The 18,140-nt window shown below is 67.2% G+C and carries 17 protein-coding genes and 1 pseudogene; all 18 read right to left on the bottom strand.

Going from position 1 to position 18,140, the window contains the following annotated elements:
• Positions 1–8 precede the first annotated feature (8 nt).
• Positions 9–872, bottom strand: a complete 864-nt coding sequence (locus tag FJY88_01405; GenBank protein ID MBM3286000.1) for a CpsD/CapB family tyrosine-protein kinase — start codon at positions 870–872, stop codon at positions 9–11.
• Positions 793–1,644 carry an ATPase gene (locus tag FJY88_01400; GenBank protein MBM3285999.1) on the bottom strand — a complete coding sequence of 284 codons (852 nt, stop codon included), beginning with the start codon at positions 1,642–1,644 and terminating at the stop codon, positions 793–795. The genes FJY88_01405 and FJY88_01400 overlap by 80 nt, the downstream gene beginning before the upstream one ends.
• Before the next feature lie 9 nt (positions 1,645–1,653).
• Positions 1,654–3,021: a hypothetical protein gene (locus tag FJY88_01395; protein MBM3285998.1), complete on the bottom strand. Its 1,368-nt coding sequence runs from the start codon at positions 3,019–3,021 to the stop codon at positions 1,654–1,656.
• A gap of 10 nt (positions 3,022–3,031) precedes the next feature.
• Entirely contained in the window at positions 3,032–3,826 is a 795-nt protein-coding gene (locus tag FJY88_01390) for a polysaccharide export protein (GenBank protein MBM3285997.1), read from the bottom strand.
• Between the two features lie 231 nt (positions 3,827–4,057).
• A pseudogene (locus FJY88_01385) lies at positions 4,058–4,972 on the bottom strand (hypothetical protein).
• Positions 4,969–5,844, bottom strand: coding sequence for a DUF3108 domain-containing protein (locus FJY88_01380; GenBank protein MBM3285996.1), 876 nt, complete (start codon positions 5,842–5,844; stop codon positions 4,969–4,971). The pseudogene FJY88_01385 and the gene FJY88_01380 overlap by 4 nt, the downstream one beginning before the upstream one ends.
• Positions 5,841–6,293, bottom strand: coding sequence for a dUTP diphosphatase (locus FJY88_01375; GenBank protein MBM3285995.1), 453 nt, complete (start codon positions 6,291–6,293; stop codon positions 5,841–5,843). The genes FJY88_01380 and FJY88_01375 overlap by 4 nt, the downstream gene beginning before the upstream one ends.
• Positions 6,294–6,339: 46 nt before the next feature.
• On the bottom strand, positions 6,340–7,992 hold the full coding sequence (locus FJY88_01370; protein ID MBM3285994.1) for an insulinase family protein: 1,653 nt from the start codon (positions 7,990–7,992) through the stop codon (positions 6,340–6,342).
• Positions 7,683–9,776, bottom strand: a complete 2,094-nt coding sequence (gene pnp, locus FJY88_01365; protein MBM3285993.1) for a polyribonucleotide nucleotidyltransferase — start codon at positions 9,774–9,776, stop codon at positions 7,683–7,685. The genes FJY88_01370 and pnp overlap by 310 nt, the downstream gene beginning before the upstream one ends.
• 92 nt (positions 9,777–9,868) lie before the next feature.
• A complete protein-coding gene (rpsO, locus tag FJY88_01360) occupies positions 9,869–10,138 on the bottom strand; it encodes a 30S ribosomal protein S15 (GenBank protein ID MBM3285992.1) in 270 nt (89 codons plus the stop codon).
• Between the two features lie 85 nt (positions 10,139–10,223).
• Positions 10,224–11,183, bottom strand: a complete 960-nt coding sequence (ribF, locus tag FJY88_01355) for a riboflavin biosynthesis protein RibF (protein MBM3285991.1) — start codon at positions 11,181–11,183, stop codon at positions 10,224–10,226.
• Positions 11,173–12,093 (bottom strand): tRNA pseudouridine(55) synthase TruB, encoded by a 921-nt coding sequence (gene truB / locus FJY88_01350; protein ID MBM3285990.1) that lies wholly within the window; start codon positions 12,091–12,093, stop codon positions 11,173–11,175. The genes ribF and truB overlap by 11 nt, the downstream gene beginning before the upstream one ends.
• On the bottom strand, positions 12,090–12,470 hold the full coding sequence (gene rbfA, locus FJY88_01345; GenBank protein ID MBM3285989.1) for a 30S ribosome-binding factor RbfA: 381 nt from the start codon (positions 12,468–12,470) through the stop codon (positions 12,090–12,092). The genes truB and rbfA overlap by 4 nt, the downstream gene beginning before the upstream one ends.
• Positions 12,467–12,946 carry a DUF503 domain-containing protein gene (locus FJY88_01340; protein ID MBM3285988.1) on the bottom strand — a complete coding sequence of 160 codons (480 nt, stop codon included), beginning with the start codon at positions 12,944–12,946 and terminating at the stop codon, positions 12,467–12,469. Before FJY88_01340 ends, rbfA begins: the two co-directional genes overlap by 4 nt.
• Entirely contained in the window at positions 12,825–15,146 is a 2,322-nt protein-coding gene (infB, locus tag FJY88_01335) for a translation initiation factor IF-2 (protein MBM3285987.1), read from the bottom strand. The genes FJY88_01340 and infB overlap by 122 nt, the downstream gene beginning before the upstream one ends.
• Complete coding sequence (nusA, locus tag FJY88_01330) at positions 15,143–16,630, bottom strand: transcription termination/antitermination protein NusA (GenBank protein ID MBM3285986.1); 1,488 nt, start codon at positions 16,628–16,630, stop codon at positions 15,143–15,145. The genes infB and nusA overlap by 4 nt, the downstream gene beginning before the upstream one ends.
• Positions 16,631–16,657: 27 nt before the next feature.
• Positions 16,658–17,143: a ribosome maturation factor RimP gene (locus tag FJY88_01325; protein MBM3285985.1), complete on the bottom strand. Its 486-nt coding sequence runs from the start codon at positions 17,141–17,143 to the stop codon at positions 16,658–16,660.
• Between the two features lie 87 nt (positions 17,144–17,230).
• A complete protein-coding gene (locus FJY88_01320) occupies positions 17,231–18,136 on the bottom strand; it encodes a M28 family peptidase (protein MBM3285984.1) in 906 nt (301 codons plus the stop codon).
• Positions 18,137–18,140: the final 4 nt, after the last annotated feature.

The raw sequence follows: 18,140 nt of genomic DNA, 5'->3' as shown, positions 1-18,140 counted from the left end.
GTCGGCCCCTAGAGCCGCCGGTAGATGAACTCTGGAATCGGGTAGCGCCTCTGGTTCAGGACGATGCCCAGGACGGGGCAGCGGGCCCCGCGCATGAGGAGCAGCGCCCTCTGCACGATCTCCCTCCGGGTACGGTTCGCGCGGACGACGAGCAGAACCCCGTCGGTCAGCCCCGCAAGGGCGGGCGAGTCCGGATGCTCGAGGATCGACGGGCAATCGACCAGGACGACCCGGTAGACCCTGCTCATGTCATCCAGGAAGTCGTTCATCGCCTCGATCGGGATCGTCGCCCTCTCCCTGCCCTGTCCCGCCGTCGAGAGGCCATCGCCCCCTGAGGGAAGGAAGTGGAGGTCCGGCTCGTCCGTCGAGAGCACGGCCTTGGAGAGCTCGACCGATCCAGCGAGGACATCGAGCAGCCCGGGGCGCCCCTCCGCCGCATGGATGGCGCCGGTCAGGGTGAGGGCCGCGCGATCGAGGTCGGCATCGATCAGGAGGACCTTCCCCTGTCCCTCAGTGCTCATGCTCCGGGCAAGCTGCAGGCAAACGGTCGATGCCCCCTCGCCCGCCACGGCCGCCGCCACGGCCAGAACGCGGCGGCGCGTCCTGGGGAGTTCGACATCGACCCGATCCCTGAGCCGCTGCAGCTCGCGGGAGATCCTGAAATTGAGGGGGGCGGCGGGCTCGACCTCTGCGCGGTCGACAGGATCGAGCGGGATCGCGCCCTCCGCGGGGGCGGCCTCCCTTCGTCTCTCTCTCCGCTTCAGCGCGTCGAAGATGTTGCTCATCGCGCCCCTAGGTCCCGATGCTTTCGATCGCCGCGGCGTGCGGGGCGAGATAGCCGTCTTCCAGACCGCGCACCGCCTCCTGGACATGCTCCCGTTCGATCCGATCGGCCCCGGATGCGTAGCCGACCATGAGGGAGCGATCGCACGCCTGATTGACCAGGCGGGGAATCCCCTTGGAGAAGCGGGCCACCTGCTCCAGCGCCTCCGGGCTGAAGAGGCCGCTGACACGCCCTCCGCCGGCGACGTTCAGACGGTGCTCGACGTACTCGGCGACGCTGTCGGGCGGAAGCGAGGATACGTCGCAGATGCCGGGAATCCGCTGCCTCAACTGGCGCAGGGAGTGAAGGCTCAGGGTCGCCTTCAGCTCCGGCTGCCCCACGAGGAGGATCTGGAACATCTTCTGCGTGCTCGTCTCCAGGTTCGAGAGGAGCCGGAACTCCTCGAGGCTCCTCGTCGACAGCGTCTGCGCCTCGTCCACGATCAAGAGGGCCGTGCCGTCCCTGCGGCCGAGGTTGAGGAGAAACTCCTGCAGCGCCAGGAGCAGCTCGACCTTGGTCCGCGCCCTGGGCTGGATCCCGAAGTCGAGCAGCGCCAGGTAGAGCAGGTGCTTGAAGCTCAGGCGCGCGTTCATGACGACCGCGGTCTCGACCCCCGGCGGGAGACGATCGATCAGGGTGCGGACCATCAGGGTCTTGCCGACGCCGACCTCTCCGGTCAGGACCAGGATCCCCTTGCGCTCCGCGATCCCGCGCGTGAGGTAGGCCAGCGCGTCTCGGTGCGATCGCGTCAGGAACAGGAAACGTGGATCGGGCGTGATCTGGAAGGGCGGCTCCCGGAATCCAAAGTGCGCTTCGTACATGGCGTGCCTCTAGCGGATCCTCGAGATCGACCCGAGGACCGGAAGGCCGAGGTGGTGCTCCGTCTCGGCCGGGTCCTTCAAGGAGTGATCGAGTCCGTCGATGATGAAGGCGAAGGCGAGCCCGATCAGGAGCCCGAAGAGGGGGATCAGCGTGAAGCGGACATAGTCGCGGGTCCGCTCCTTGGCCCCCTCGCTGGCCGATTGCAGAAGGATGACCTTCCACTCCGGTCTCCCCGTATTCTCGGCCTTCGCGGTGACCTGCCTCTCGACCATCGTCGAGTAGTCTTTCCGCAGGGCCTCGATGATCCGGTCGTACTGCGAGAGGCGCGCCTCCTTGTCGGGCAGGCCGTAGGTCTGCTCATCGAGCGCCCGAAGGGTGGCGACCAGGGAGTTGACGCGCGCCTGCGCCACGTCGATCCTGGCCTCCAGGAGGCGGGCGTAGTTGCTCATCTCGTGATCGAACTCCAGCTCGAGCTCCGTCACGACTTCCTTCGCCGCCTTGACCTCCGGATGCTCGTCGGTGAAGCTGCCGCGCTTCTCCAGGTACTCGGCCCGCCGCGTCGTCAGCTCCCGGCGCAGGTTGAGCAGCAGCTGGTCGTCGCTGTACTCGGCGTCTCCGATGCCGGAGATCTCTATGTCCGAGCCGGCCCGCCGGTCCTGAATCAAGGCGCGGATCGCCTCGAGTCGCGCGTTGAAGTCCGAGAGGCGCACCCTCGCTTGGGAGAGCTGGAAGGAGATGTCCTCCTTCTGGCGCAGCAGGCTCTCCCGCTCCCCCGAGATGTTGACGATCCCCTCTTCCGTCATGAAATCGGCGCGTCGCTGCTCCCACTCCGCGAGGCGGTCGCGGAGGCTCTCAAGCTCCTCCTGGAAGAAACCGTCGACGACAGGCAGGGACTTCTCCTCGGCGCGCCAGTCGATGTAGGCGCGCGTGAGGGCGCGAAGGGCCTCCCGCGCCTCGACCGGATCGACACCCCTGTAGCTGACGATCAGGACGCTCGATTTCCCCGTCGTCGTCGTGGAGACACGGGTCGCCTCGAACCGCACCGGCAGGCCGCGGGAGTCGACCGCCCCGGTCTGCTTGAGGATCTTCTGCGTCCGCTCGCCCAGGGCGGCGCTGCCGATCACTTCGATCTCGGAGTTGAGCTCCTCCTCCCACGAGAGGACCCTGTAGCGCGACGAGTAGACGCTCTCCGGCTCGCCGCGGCTGATGAGAAGACGCGCGGTCGAGAGGTAGGTCGACGGGGTCCTGGCGTTGACCCAGACGATCCCGGCCAGAGCCGCGAAGAGGATCGTCAGCAAGATCCCCTTGCGACGGAAGATGATCGCCGCGACGTCGCGCAGTGTCGTCTCCCTCTCCCGCCGGAGTCCCTCGCTCATGCCTCCTCCCCTACCTCGCGACGAACCTGATGTTCGTGTCGTCCGCGTGGAAGGAGTTCCATCCTTCCAGATACAGCGTGAAGGGCGGAGTCAGTCGCGCGAAGTACTGGTTGACGAGCACATCGAGGCTCGCGATGAAGGTCTTCGGCACGTAGACGATGTCGAAGGGGCGGAGCTTGATGTCCTGCGCGAGATCCTTCCCGTCGAGGATCGAGCGCGCGTCCAGGCGGAAGGCGGCCGCGTCTGCTGCCCCCGTCCGGCGCAGGACCACGACGCTGCTCCGCTTGGCCTGATCGTTGAATCCCCCCGCCTGGGCGATCGCCGCCATCGCCGTCATCTCGCGATGGAAGGCGTGATCGCCGGGGATCGTGACCTCTCCCATCACGAAGATCCGCCTCTCCCCGTAGTTGGTCACGCTGACGGTCGCCTGGGGGAAACGGACGAGGGTCGCGATCGCCTCGTTGACCTTCTCGGTCGCCTCCCCGACCGACAGGCCGAGGACGTAGAGGGAGCCGACCCCGGGAACCGTCATCGTTCCGTCCGGAAGGACCCTGGCCGGGCCGGAGAGCTCCGGGTGCCCGATCACGACAGTGGTCAGCTCGTCGTGGACGAGGATCTTGTAGGCATCGATCTCCGGCTCGATCGCGGAGGTCTCGGGCGCGGGGGAAGTATACGGAACAGGCGCCGGGGGCCTCGATCCGCCGCAGCCCGCAAGCAGAGGTGCCGCGGCCGCGACCGCGAGGACCATCGCGAGGAGATGTCGCAACTCCATCCCTTCCTTGGGAACTGACGCTCGAACGCGCACGTTCTCCTATCTTTGGGATCGCCGCCGGTCCCCCCACGCGCGCCGGCCGCTTCCATGCTGGAGCACTAGGCACCATAACACCCGCCGCTCCAAGCGTCAACGACGTCAGAGGCGTCGATCACCCTTGTCGCGGGTTCTATCGGCCGTTACAGTCTTGCCCTTCAAGGGTTTGTCTCTCGCCGGCCGGCGCGAACCGCTCGCGCGACCCGCGCCGGTCAGACAGGCATGGAAAAGCAGGGGCAAGAGTATTTCGTGATGTCCGACGAGATAATACCCGCGACCCACGCCCAGGGTCGGCCGCCGGACGACGTTCTCCATCGCCCGGTACTGCTTCATGAAATCGAAGGTCGCAGTGGTCATTCCCCTGGCCGAGCCGCCCAGGTTCCGAGCGACCGAGAAGGCCTTGAGAAAGACTTCCGGCAGCAGGACCGCCGAGCCGAGATTGAGCACCGTCCCGCCTGGGATCCTGAAGAGCTGCGCCGCCAGGATGCGGAAGTCCCTCGCCGAGGACTCGCCCGCCGCCGCGCCGTCGAAGGATGGATGCTGGTGCACGACATCGGTCCCGATGGCGACATGGACGGTCGCCGGCGCGCCCGCGGCGTAGGCCGCCGCCAGGACGCTCCGCCGCCTCGTGCCGCGATCGGCCGAGAGAAGCGCTCGCCCGAGCGCCTCGCCCATCCCTTCCCCCCGTTCGCATGCCTGCCGGGCGGCCGCGTTCACGAAGTCGGCGGTCTCCCGGACCATCCCGAATCGGCCTCGATGCAGCCCCTCGGCCACATCCTCCGAGGTCCGGCCCCAGAGGCCGAGCTCGGCGTCGTGGATCGCTCCCGCGCCATGGGTGGCCACGCCGGTCAGGATGCCGCGCTCGATCAGGCGGATCAGCCCCGGCCCCAGCCCGGTCTTCAGCACGTGCGCCCCGCACAGAGCGATGACGGGGCGCCCCTTCTCGCGGGAGGCGAGCATCGCGCGAGCGACTGCCTTGAGGTCGGCCGCGCCGAGGATCTCGGGCAGGGAGTCCCAGAAGGACCGGAAGCTCGACGATCCTGCGGGCGGACGGTAGAAGGCCGGCGCCGCGACAAGGCTCCGCCGCTCCTTCATCGAGTGAGAGCGCACGCGTCGCAGATCGAGCTCCGGATAGCGGCTCATCGGGGCCTCTCGTAGCTCGTGAGGACGACACTGATCGATCCGACGACCGGCACCTTGCTCTTCATGAGGATCGGCATCTTCCTCTCGTCGTCGGTCAGCCAGATCGTCAGCTTCCCCTCGTGCTTGAAGAGCCCCGGGGTGCGGAGCATCGGCTCGAGCTTGAGGCAATCGAACTCCCCGACGGGAGAGTCGATCCTCTCCCGGCCCATGACGAGCACCTTCAGGGGGTAGTTCTTCCGATCGGCGTGGCTCTCCAGCCAGATCTCCTGGCCGACTTCGAGGTCGAGCGTGCGAACGTAGTAGAAGCCGGAGAGGACATCGTGCGCGCCGCGGACCAGCTCGAACACCCGGCCATCCTGGTAGCGGGCGAATCCGTTCTCCTGGTCCATCTCCACATCCTGTGTGGCGCGGTAGCTCCCCTCGCGCAGCGACTTCCGAAACCGCCGGCTGAAGAGGCGCTCCCTGTCCATCCAGGTCTCGACCACGTCCCGCACCTTGTAGATCGTGTCGAAGACGCTGTTGCTGCGCGCCCGGGAGACGACGTGGTAGCAGGGATGGCCGAAGGCGCTCGTCGTGTCCGCGACCTCCATGGTCGCCTCTCCCGCCCTGATCATCCCGTAGCGAACCGAGAAGGTGAGCTTCTCGCCGATCCGGATCGCCTCGTGCCCGGCGGCTGCCTCCCGGGCGGACCGACGCGGGTCCCTCTGCGCGAGGTCTCTCAAGCCTGGCGAGCGCGGCTGGTCGCCGAGGAGGATGAGGAGGCTGTCGGTCGAGAGCTTCTCGCGAGGATCTCCCGCCGCGCCGGCATCCCCCGCGCCGGGGGCGGCGGCCAGGAGGATCATCCCCACGGACAGGGCCAGATGCGGGATCACGGGCTCTTCCGAGTCCCGCGCCCGATGCCGGTGTGCCCGAAACCGCCCGCCCCGCGATCGGTCTCATCCACCTGCCCGATCCATGCCAGACGAACGGGCGCCGTCTTCATGAAGACCAGCTGCGCGATGCGATCTCCGTGTTTGATCTCGAATCTCTCCGGGCCCCAGTTCATCAGGATCACGCAGATCTCCCCCCTGTAGTCGGAGTCGACCGTCCCGGGCGCGTTCAACAGGCCGATCCCGCAGCGGGCCGCCAGGCCGCTGCGCGCCCTCACCTGCGCCTCATATCCCATCGGCAGCCCGAGGGCAATCCCTGTTGGTACAACGGCCCAGCGTCCTGGTTCGAGACTCAGGGGGGATTCGAGGCAGGCGGAGAGATCCCACCCCGAGGCGCCGGCCGACATCCGCACCGGCAGCAGGGCCAGGGGGCGCAGGCGCTGCACGCCGATCGAGACGCCCTTCCCGGCGGCGCCCCGACCGCGACTCCCGCGGCCGTCAGAAGTCCCAGTCGCCTTCACCCGGGTAGTCCTTGCCCGCAGGCCCCAAGGTGATCAGACCGAACCGCCGCGGCCTGAGATATCGATCGAGCGCCGCCTCCACCTCGTCCCGATCGATCGCCTGCACGCGCTCGATCACGCTCTCGAGAGAGGACTGGCGCCCGTAGCAGATCTCATTGATGGCGATCCGGTTCATCCTCTCGTAGGTGGACTCGTAGCTCAGGAGGTGGGACATCAGGAGCTGGGCCTTGGCGCTCTCGAGCTCCCAGCGGCGGATCCCTCCCCTCTTGAGCTTGGCGATCTCCCGGCAGGCGAGCGCCAGAACGGTTCGCGCCTTCTCCGGCGCGACTCCCAGGTAGATGCCGAAGAGTCCTGTGTCGCGCAGGACATCCATGAAGGAATAGACGGTGTAGGCGAGCCCTTCGTCCTCCCTGATCTTCTGAAACAGGCGCGAGCTGACGCCCGCCCCCAGGATCATGTTGACGACCGCCAGCGCGTGCCGGTCCTCGTCGTGGTAGGAGGGGCCCCGCCCCGCGAGGCAGAGGGAGACCTGGCTCACGTCCTTCTCGTGGCGCACCGCGCGCGAACGAAAGCGAGTCAGGGGAAAGCGGCCGTTGGGGGCGGCGCCGGGGGGGAAGGCGAGATGCCTGCTCGCGAGCTCCATCACCCTGTCGAACGAGACGTGGCCCGAGGCGGCGACGACGACGTTCGGGGCCGTGTAGCGCTCCTGGTGGTAGCGACGCAGAGTCCGGCTTCCGAAGCGGGAGATCGTCTGGCGGCTACCCAGGATGGGCCGTCCCAGAGGGTGATTCGGCCAGATCTCCGCCGAGATGAGATCGTGGACCTGCTCCTCCGGGTTGTTGTCGTAGCTCTCGATCTCTTCGGCGATCACGCCTTGCTCGCGATCCACCAGATCCCTGCTGAAGAGGGGATTCAGGAGCAGATCGCCCATCGTCTCCATGGCGATGTCGAGGTGTTCGTCGAACACGCGGGCGTAGTAGCAGGTCTGCTCGCGCGACGTGAAGGCGTCGAGCTGGCCGCCCACCGCCTCCATCTTCTTGGCGATCTGGAGCGCGCTCCGGCTGCGCGTTCCCTTGAAGACCATGTGCTCGATGAAGTGGGAGATCCCGGACAGATCGGCCGGCTCGTCGCGCGACCCCGTCCGGATCCACACCCCGAGGGTGAGGCTGTGGACCTGGGGCACTTCCTCGACGAGGATCGTGAGCCCGCCGGGTAGAATCGCCTTGCGGACCGTCTCGTTTGGGCGTATTCGATCCAGCTTGCGTATGAACCGCACGCGGCTTCTCCGGTGGACCGCTGTCCCGCTTGTCCCGCGCGGGACTATGCCTTCCCGGCCACGGCGGGGAGGGCCGCCCTGCGCGAGAGGCGGATCTTCCCTTCCTCGTCGACTCCGATCACCTTCACGAGAACGAGATCGCCTTCCTTGACGACGTCCTCGACGCGCGCGACCCGGTGGTTCTCGAGCTCGGATATGTGGATCAAGCCGTCGCGGCCCGGGAGGATCTCCACGAAGGCGCCGAAGTTGACGATCCTCTTCACCTTTCCCCTGTAGATCCGGCCGATCTCCGGATCCTCGGTGAGACTGCGGATGATGTCGACCGCGCGTTGCGCCTCGGCCGCGTCGATGCAAGCGATCTTGATCTGGCCGGTGTCCTCGATATCGATCGTCGCGCCCGTGTCTTCGGTGATCTTCTTGATCATCTTCCCGCCCGGCCCGATCACGTCGCGGATCTTGTCGGGATCGATCTGGATGACCAGGATGCGCGGCGCGTACTGCGAGATCTCCTCCCGCGACTTGGGCAGCGTCTGGTTCATGATCTCGAGTATGTGGAGCCGTCCCTTGCGGGCTTGCTCGAGCGCTTGCTCCAGCACCGCCAGCGTGAGCCCCCCGACCTTGTTGTCCATCTGGATCGCCGTGATGCCGTCCGCCGTGCCGGTGACCTTGAAGTCCATGTCGCCCAGGTGATCCTCGATGCCGAGGATATCGGAGAGGACGACCGCCCTGGACCCGTCGGAGACGAGACCCATCGCGATTCCGGCCACCGGACCCTTGACCGGGACGCCTGCGTCCATCAAGGCGAGGCTTCCGCCGCAGACAGATGCCATCGAGGAGGACCCGTTCGATTCGAGGATGTCGGAGACGACGCGGATCGTGTAGGGGAACGACTCGTTGGAAGGAACGATCGCCGTCAGACCGCGTTCGGCCAGCGCCCCGTGCCCGACCTCGCGCCTGCCGGGCCCGCGGTTCGGCCGGACCTCCCCCACGCTGAAGGGCGGGAAGTTGTAGTGCAGGATGAAGGTCTTCCAGGACTGCCCCATCAGCTCCTCGATCTTCTGCTCGTCGGTGGAGGTCCCCAGGGTCGTGACCACGAGGGCCTGCGTCTGGCCCCGGGTGAAGAGCGCCGAGCCGTGCGTGCGGGGCAGCACTCCCACCTCGCAACGGATCGGGCGGATCTCGTCGGGCCTCCTACCGTCGGCGCGCTTTCCCTCATCGAGGATCATGCTGCGCAGATGATCGCGCTCGATCGACTCCAGGAAGCCGCGGATCCGCTTCTCCGCTCCCGGATAGTCGGGGGCGAAGCGCTCGATGGCTCCGGCCTTCAGCTCCGCCATCGCTTCCTCCCGCTGCTCCTTGCCGGGAATCGAAACGACCTCGCGCACCCGCGCGCCGTAGGCCTCGGCCAGCGCCTCCCGAAGGGGGGCCGGGATCTCCGGCCTGACATACGGCCTCTTGGGCCGGCCGACGGCCTCGATCATCTTCTTCTGCAGCTCGATGATCGAGCGGATCCCCTCGTGGGCGAACGCGAAGAGCTCGACCAGCTCGGCCTCGGAGATCTCCGACGCCCGACCCTCGACCATGAGGAGGCTCTCCTCGCTCCCCGCCACGACGACGTCGAGAGCGCTCTCGTCGATCTGGCTCGACAGGGGGTTGAGCACGAGCTCCCCGTTGACCTTCGCCACGCGCACGGCCGCCACCGGTCCCGCCCAGGGGATGTTCGAGATGGCCAGGGCGCAGGAGGTGGCGTTCAGGGCCAGGACGTCGGCGTCGTTCTCCTGGTCCGAGGAAAGGACATCGGCCTGCACCTGGACCTCGAAGCGAAACCCCTTGTCGAAGAGGGGCCGGATGCTCCTGTCGATCAGGCGCGAAGAGAGGATCTCCTTCTCCGTCGGCCGTCCTTCCCGCTTGAAGAACCCGCCCGGGATCCTCCCCGCGGCATATTGCTTCTCTCTGTAGTCGACGACCAGCGGGAAGAAGTCCTTCTCAAGGATTTCCTCGCGGGAAGAAACGACCGCGCTCAGGACGACCGTGTCCCCGTACTGGAGCCAGACGGCGCCGGAGGCCTGCCGGGCCACCCGGCCGGTCTCGAACGACATCTTGCGCCCGCCTATCTCAACGGCGAAGTGCTGCACCATCATCTTCTCCTCTTCTTCCAGGGGCTTTCCGGACAGGCCAGGGCGGGGCCGGAACGAGCGACGCACCTCTCGAAGGGGGGCGCGCCTCGTTCCTAGCGGCGCAGGCCGAGTTCCTTGACGAGACTCTTGTAGCTGTCCTGCTTGTTGTCCCGAAGGTAGTCGAGGAGCTTGCGACGGCGCCCGACCATCTTGAGAAGACCGCGGCGAGAATGGTGATCCGTCGTGTGGCGCTTGAAATGCTCCGTGAGCTGACGGATCCGCTCCGTTAGGAGGGCGATCTGGACCTCCGGCGAGCCGGAGTCGAGATCGTGAAGCTTGTAGCGGCCGATGATTTCCTGCTTCTGTTCCTTCTTGAGCGACATCAAGATCCTCCGCTGACGCCGGTCCCTCCGGCGATGCTCCGGGTTTCGGAGCGCGACTTATCCTTCAAGGACCAACTCGACAACACTAGCAATCCGGCGGCCTGCCGACAAGGCCCGTTTGTTCTTCTTCCCAGCCCATCGACATCCTGCGGGCCTCCGCCAAATCCGACCCAACCTGATCGCGTAACTCATTCAATGATCTGAAACTACGCTCTTCTCTCAGCTTTCCACGCATCCGGAAGAGGAGCTTCCTGCCAAGAAGATCCCCATCGAAATCGAGGACGTGGACCTCCGGGACGACAAGGGAGCCGTCAGTCAGCGTAGGTCTTCGGCCCAGGTTCAGCACCGCGGGACGGCCCTTGCCATCCCACTCCGCTTCCCCAACGTAGACGCCCAGCGCCGGCAGGCTCTGCGCTGCGGGGAGGAGAAGGTTGGCAGTAGGAACGAGGACGCGCCGCCCCTGTCCACGCCCCCGGACGACCACTCCCTCCAGGTCGGGCCATCGGCCGAGGAGCCTTCGCGCGGACTCCAGATCGCCCTGCCGCAGAAGGCGCCTGATGCGTGTCGAGCTGACCGGTTCTCCATCCGAGCGGATCGCGTCGACTCGATGCGCTCGGTAGCCGAAGCGGCCCGACATCTCTTGCAGCATCCGCCAATCGCCGCGCCGCCCGCGTCCGAAGCGGAAGTCGTAGCCGATCCAGATTCCCTTGAGCCCCGCTCCCGCCCCGAGCACCGCCGTGAGAAAAGTCTCTGCTTCCATCTCGGCGAAGGAGCGCGAGAAGTGCAGCACGCAGAGACGATCGATCCCCGACTCCGCGAGCAGACGGAGCTTCCGGGGCAGGGGCGTCAGCTCGTCCGGAGGGGTCTCGGGAGCGAAGACGGTCACTGGGCGGGGCTGGAACGTGTAGAGGACCGTAGGGAGCGCGGCGGAGCGCGCGGAGGCGAGCAGCGACCTGAGAATCGCCTGATGTCCCAGATGCAGGCCGTCGAAGACGCCGATGGTCGCGAAGTACTCGCCGGGCCAGAGTCGATCGCTAGAGGACACGGGCTAGCTTCAGCTCCCACGAGTCCCGCCACGATCGATCGGCGAGCCCGGGCACGGCCGAGACCGACGCGATGGCGATGAGATCCCCCTCCGTCCCGATGAGGCAGACCCGCTCCCCGGCAGGCAACTCCGTCGCCTCCACACCCCGCCAGGGCGGCTGGCCTCCCTGGCGGACCTTCCGCACCCATTCGGGGCGCAGCCTCAGCGAAGGCATATGGGCGAGAGCGCGCGCCAGCGGAATCGCCGCCGCGAGCGCGCGGGCGCGCTGATCCTCCATGGAGCCGGTCAGGGCCACGGCATCGTTCTCCGTGAAGGTCCCGATGGCCGTGCGCCTAAGCTCCTCGACGCAGGCCCCGGGCCCGAGGCGTTCTCCGAAGTCCCGCGCGAGGGCCCGGACATAGGTGCCGCGGCCGCAGCGGATCCGGAACTCGACGAGATCGCCCGCGATCGAGAGGACATCGAAGGAGTGAACCTCCACCCTCCGCGGCTTGCGCTCCACCTCGATCCCCCGGCGCGCGAGGTCATAGAGCCGGGTCCCACGCTGCTTGATCGCCGACACCATCGGAGGGACCTGCTCCAGGACTCCCGTCAACTCCCCCGCCGCCTCGCGGGCACGCTCGATGCCGATCTCTCCCACGCCCCGCTCCTCGAGGATCGCGCCGGTTCGGTCGCCGGTGTCGGTGATCCTTCCGAGCCTGATCGTGCCGGCGTACTCCTTGGGAAGGTCCATGAGAAGTGCGATGATCTTCGTTCCCCTCCCGACACCGCAGACCAGGACGCCCGTCGCGAAGGGGTCGAGGCTCCCCGCGTGCCCGATCTCCTGCACGCCGAGCACGGAGCGCAGTCTCTGGACTGCGTCGTGGCTGGTCCACTCGGCTTCCTTGAGGATCGGGACGACGAAGCCGTTCAGGGTTCATCCTCCGCCGAGGGAGGCGGCTCGTCTCCGGCGAAGCCGAGCTCGCGCAGCAGGGCGAGCACCCTCACGCTGTACTGGATCGAGTGATCCGCCCGAAAGAGGATCTCCGGGATCCGCCGGAGCCTCAGCCTCCGGGCCAGCTCGCTCCGGACAGCTCCCGCCGCCCTCGAGAGAACCCGCAGACTCTCCTGTTGCGCCTCGTCGCTGCCCAGCACGGAGATGTAGATCTTCGCGTGGCGCAGGTCGGGACTGAGGTCGACACGGGCGACGCTCACCCAGGATAGGCGCGGATCGCTCAGGTGATTCTGCAGAATGTCGCTGACCTGCTGGAGGATCTCCTCCCGCAGGCGCGCCACCCGTATCTGGGTCATGACTCGCCCTCCCCCGGTGCGTCGTCCAGGCTGCCGATCCGGGTGTCGTAGGAGAGGACGACTACCCGGTCGTCGTCTTCCGCCAGGCGGAGGATCGAGGACAGAAGCGCCCGGACCTGCGACTCCTCCCTCGCGACGAGGCAGAGACCGAGCGCGCCCCTCTGCCAGAAGTCCTGGGACCCGCAGTCGATCACAGCCACGCGCGAGCGCTCCACGATGCGTCCCTTGAGGCTGCTCAGGACGGCACGCCTGTCTTTCAGGGAGCGGCTCAGTGGTATGTGGAGCTCGAGCCTCGCCACCCCATAGAAGAACCTGCTCTCTTCCAAGGCTTGCCCGCGCCGGAGCCGCGCCCGGCTACTCGAGCTTGCGGGCGACCTCCTCGATGGTGAAGGCCTCGATGAGATCCCCCTCCACGATGTCGTCGTGCCCTTCGAGCTGGATTCCGCACTCGAAACCGCTCTGGACCTCACGGGCATCGTCCTTGACCCGCTTCAGCGAGGCGATCTTCCCCTGCCAGACCTTCTGGCCCTCGCGGACGAGCCGGACCGAGTCGACCCTGTGAACGGTTCCATCGACGATCATGCAGCCCGCGATGACCCCGACGCGCGAGACGCGGAAGATCTTGCGCACCTCCGCGGTCCCCTGCGGTCTCTCGACCAGATCCGGCGCCAGCAAGCCGCTCATCGCGGCCCGGACCTCGTCGACGACGTCGTAGATGACGGTGTGCAACCGCACGTCGACGCTCTCCGACTGGACGATCGCCTGCGCCTTCGCGTCCGGCTTCACATGGAAGCCGATGATGATCGCCTCCGAGGCGGCCGCAAGAAGGACATCCCCCTCGGTGATCGCGCCCACCCCTTGGTGGATGACGCGGACTTGCACCTCCGGCGTCGAGAGCTTCTCGAGGCTGTCGCGGAGGACCTCCACCGAGCCGGCGACATCTCCCTTGATCACCAGGTTCAGCCCGAGGACCTCCCCCTCCTTGATCCTGCGGCTGATGTCCAGGAGCGTGCGTCGCCTGCTCAGGCGGAGCTCGTGCTCCCGATGAATCGCCGCTCGCTTGCTGCCGATGTCGCGCGCCTCCTGCTCCGACGGGGTGACGTGGAACGAGTCGCCCGCCTGCGGGAGCCCCGACCATCCCCAGACCTCCACGGGAGTGGAGGGGCCGGCCTCGGTCACGCGCGCCCCGGTGTCGTCCACCATGACGCGCACCTTGCCGTGCTGCATGCCGCAGACGAACGGATCCCCGACGCGCAGCGTCCCGTTCTGGACGAGCACGGTTGCGAGGACCCCCTTGCCCGGATCGAGCTTCGATTCGATGACGGCGCCCTTGGCCGGCCTGTCCGGCTCCGCCTTGAGCTCCAGCATCTCGGCCTGCAGGAGGATCATCTCGAGCAGATGGTCGATCCCCTGACCGGACTTGGAGGAGACCTCGACGCATACGGTCTTGCCGCCGTACTGCTCGACGAGGACGCCCGTTTCCGCAAGCTCGGCCTTGATCCGCTCCGGGTTTGCCCCCGGGAGGTCGATCTTCGTGACGGCGACGATGATCGGCACTCCGGCGGCCCGGGCGTGGTTGATCGCCTCGTGGGTCTGCGGCATCACGCGGTCTTCACCGGCGACGACCAGGACCACGATGTCTGTCACCTGGGCGCCGCGGGCGCGCATCGCCGTGAACGCCTCGTGTCCGGGGGTGTCGAGGAAGCTCAGCCTCCCGTGCGGGACCACGACATTGTAGGCCCCGATGTGCTGGGTGATCCCGCCCGATTCTCCCGCGACGACCTTCGTCTTCCGGATGTAGTCGAGGAGGCTCGTCTTCCCGTGATCGACGTGGCCCATGACCGTGACGACCGGAGACCTGTGCGCCGACTCGAAGGTCCCCTCGGTCGCGGCGGTCGCCTCCTCGAGCGCCTTTTCTCCGTACTCGCTCACGAACTCGAGCTCGCACTCGTATTCATCCGCGATCGCCATCATCTCGTCCCGGTCGAGCCGGCGGTTGACGTTGGCGATGATCCCGAGCTGAAGGCAGGTCGCCACGACCTCGGTCGGATTCACCTCGAGGACGGAGGCGAACTCGGAGACGGTCATGTACTCGGTCACCTTCACCGGTGCCGCCTCGCCCACCGTCTCCTGCCCCTGCTCGCCCCGGCGCCGTCTTCGCTTGCGGCGCCCGACGTCCAGGGTCGCGAGCGTCTTGCGCACGCTCTCGCGAACGAGCTTCTCGTCGACGAGCGTCCGGCCCTTCTTCCGCTTACGGCCGTCCCGCCTTCCGGCGGCCGCCGGGAGCTGGGGTCGCCACGTGGAGGGGGCCGGGGCGGGCGCCTGGGGCGCGCGGGTCGCCGCGGGGGCAACGCCCGGGACGGGGGCGATCGGACGCGGCGGGGGCGCGGGCTGCATGATCGGTTCCGGAGGAACGACGGGCGCGGCGGCCGTAGGCTTGCGCCGCTCCGCCTCCTCCTTCTGCTTGTGGATCTCCTGGATCTGGGCCTTCCGCTCGTCCTCGCGACGCGTGACCTCCCGCTCCTGAGCGATCTTGGCGCGGATCTGGACGACCACGTCGTCCTCCACGGCGCTCATGTGGCTCTTCACCTCGACGCCCAGGGCGGTGATCATGTTGACCAGGGCATCGCTGGATATCCTGAGATCCCTGGCAAGCTGGTAGATCCGAACCTTCATGCGCCGGCCTCTCTGGTCTCCTCCTCACCCGCAACCACGTCACTCGCCGCACTCTCATCCGCCGCGGAACCGCTCTCGTCCTCCGCGGGAACCGCCTCTGCTACCGCCTCGCTCGCCTGCTCTTCCGACTGCCCGTCCTCGGCAACCGCATCCTCCTCGGCCATCAGGGGCTGCGTCTCCTCGATCTCCCCGTCAGCGGTCTCGGCGCCCGACTTCTTCAGATCCAGCGCGCGATCCTCGAGGATCTGCGCCCCGGTGGCCAGCAGGCGCGAAGCCGTCTTCTCGCCGACGCCGGGAATCTCCATCAGCTCTTCGATCGACGTCTTCATGACGTCCTGGAGCGTCTCCTTCCCCGCCTTCATCAGCTTCTCGACCAGCTTCGGTCCCAGCTCCTTGGTCAGCGACTCCAGGTCGATGTTCGGAAGCCCCGCCTCCCCCTCCTTCTGGGCCTCGACCTGCGAGAGGCTGACCAGGACGATCTGCAGTCCAGTCAGCTTGGCCGCGAGCCGCGCGTTCTGCCCTCCGCGGCCGATGGCGAGGGGGACCTGGTCGTCCGCGACGACGACGGTCGCCTTCTTCGCGGCGTCGTCGTAGATGACATCGAGCACTCGCGCCGGGGAGAGGGCGCGGCTGGCGAGGATCTTCGGATCGGCGCTATAGGAGACGATGTCGATTCTCTCGCCCCCCAGCTCCTTGACGATGTTCTGGACGCGCGAGCCCTTCATGCCGACGCAGGCGCCGACGGGATCGACGCGGTCATCATGGCTCACCACGCAGATCTTGGTCCTGGAACCCGGCTCGCGCGAGATCGCCTTGATCTCGACCACCCGCTCGAAGATCTCGGGCACCTCTTGCTCGAAGAGCTTGCGGACGAACTCGGGGTGCGTCCTTGAGAGAAGGATCTGCGGACCCTTCTGCTCCTTGTCCACGTCGAGAACGTAGGCGCGAAGAGGATCTCCGATCTTGAACCGATCGCGGTTGATCTGCTCCCTGTGCGGGATGACCCCTTCGGTCTTGCCGACCTTCACGATCACATTGCCTCGATCGATCTGCTGGACGGTCCCCGACAGGATCGTCCCCTTGCGGTCGATGTACTCGTTGAAGACGTTCTCGCGCTCCGCCTCCCGAACGCGCTGGACGAGAACCTGCTTGGCTGTCTGGATCGCGTTGCGGCCGAACTCCTCGATCGGAACCTCGACGCCGACCACATCCCCCGCCCTCGCCCTGGGGCTGATCTTGCGCGCCTCCTCGAGGTCGATCTCCCCCCCCAGATCGATGGCGACCGCGGCGACCTTCTTCTGCACGATGACGTGGATCTGCCCGGTGACCTCATCGAAGTTGACCTGGACATCCACGGCCGTCGCGTAGCGCCGCTTCGCCGCGCTCAGCAGACCCGTCGTGAGGGTCTCCACGAGCAGGCGGCGGTCGACCGCCTTCTCCCGGGCGATCCCCTTCAGCGCTTCCAGGATCTCTTCATTCGACATTCTTGCAGACTCCTCGAATCCGGGCTCTCAGGCAACCGGGCGTTGCGGAGGACGCCGGGGGTCCAGTCGAAGCTCCGCGCGCTCGATCTCGTTCAGGGCGAAGGACGTCGCGCCCAACCCCTCCACATCGACTTCCACGATCCCGCTCTCGCAGCCGAGGATCGCGCCTTCGAAGTTTCGCCGTCCCTCCCGCATGTCGGCCAACCGTATGTGGACCCGCTCCCCCACGAACCGGCGGAAGTGCCCCTCGCGGAACACGACCCTGTTCATGCCCGGGGAGGAGACCTCCATCTCATAGCGACCGGCCAGAGAGGGATCCCCGTCCAGCCGCAGGGCGATCTTTCGGCTCAACCGGGCAAGGTCATCCACCGCCAACCCTGCCTCCCGATCAATGAAAAAGCGCAGTCTCAATGAGTTACGCCCCCTGGAGACTTGCGCCTCCAGAAGCTCCGCTCCTTCCTCCTCGAGGAGAGGCCGAAGCCTTTCCTCCCACTCCCTGTTCACGATCTGCATGGAAACAAAAAGCGGGTCGCAACCCGCCCCACCAACCCTAAGCCGAAACCCCCTTGCGCCACAAGGGGTTTACCTCAGGCACCGATCCTACTGCAGGTAGCCTCCATAAACAAGATCGGTCAATAGCCTCCCGACCTGCCCAAGGCTCTCCCGCGAGCATGCGCCAGGCAAGTCCTCGAGAGTGTGCCACTGCCGGTAGCGGGTGTCAATGAGATCGACGGCGGGAATCCCCACTTCGAGGAAGGGGACATGGTCGTCCAGAACCGCGCTCGAGACCTCGTCCCGGAACGCGGGGAGCCCGAGCGCCGCGGCCCGAGCGAAGATCAGGTCATTCAGCTGGCGGGCATGAAGATCAGAGACCTCCTCCCGGCAGATTTCCATGTCCCGGGCCCCGACCATGTCGACGATGACGACCGCCCGCGGGAGGGGCGGGACCCGCCCCCGGACATGGGCCCTGGAGCCCAGAATGTACCCCCCGCCATCGCTCCCTTCCCTCGCCTGATCCTCGCCGTCGAAGAGGGCGATTTCCACAGGCAGGGGCGGGGGATGCGTCCGCAGGATCGTTGCCAGGGCCAGCAGGACAGCGACGCCGCTGGCTCCGTCATTGGCCCCGAGGATCGGTTTCTTGCGGTTGCCGGGGTCGCGGTCGCGGTCGGCCCAGGGCCTCGTGTCCCAGTGCGCGCCCAGCAGCAGGGGCGCGCCGGGCGGCCCGTAGCGGGCCGTGAGGTTCGTCAGGGTCAGCGTGTCTCGCGAGGCGTCGGTCGCCGTCCGGAAGTCCTGGCGAATCGCCGCCGCGCCGGTCGAGGCCAGCGTCGCTTCCAGATAGTCGAGGCACTTCCGATGCCCCGCCGTGCCCGGGACCCGCGGGCCGAAGGCGCATTGGGCCACGAGGAACTCCCACGCGGCGGCTTCCGGAAAGTCCGGGATCCCCTCGTCTGCGCGGACCGCACCGAAGACGAGCAGCAGCGGTAGGATCGCTCGAAGGATCGTCATGCCG

This window comes from Candidatus Eisenbacteria bacterium, from assembly GCA_016867495.1.
Lineage (GTDB): Bacteria > Eisenbacteria > RBG-16-71-46 > CAIMUX01 > VGJL01 > VGJL01.
The sequence above is the reverse complement of the archived record's forward strand: the minus strand, read 5'-3'. Positions and strand labels throughout refer to the sequence as shown.